This is a genomic window from Burkholderia sp. SIMBA_051, assembly GCF_046534915.1.
Lineage (GTDB): Bacteria > Pseudomonadota > Gammaproteobacteria > Burkholderiales > Burkholderiaceae > Burkholderia > Burkholderia ambifaria.
This window is the reverse complement of record NZ_JAWRXS010000763.1, coordinates 1-243: the sequence shown is the minus strand read 5'-3', so window position 1 is coordinate 243 and position 243 is coordinate 1. Positions and strand designations below refer to the sequence as shown.

Here is a 243-nt window from a genome sequence, read left to right as displayed (position 1 = left end):
CATCCGGAAGCGCTTTACCAGATCTCGGTGCAGCTCGCGGGAGAGCTCGCAACGTTCAGCCAGCCGACCAAGCGCCCACCAGCGTACCCGGTGTACCGGCACGACCGGCTGCGGGAAACCTTCGCGCCGGTGATCGACGATCTGCGCGCGTCGCTCAGCATGGTGATGGACCCGCATGCGGTGCCGATACCGCTCGAAGAGCGTAAGTTCGGCCTGCGTGTGGCCCTCGTGCCGGACAAGAAC

General features: G+C 65.8%; 1 protein-coding gene. It reads left to right on the top strand.

Going from position 1 to position 243, the window contains the following annotated elements; all coding sequences use genetic code 11:
• The coding region (gene tssK, locus SB771_RS36525; RefSeq protein WP_410722223.1) for a type VI secretion system baseplate subunit TssK at positions 1-243 on the top strand (243 nt) is incomplete at both ends.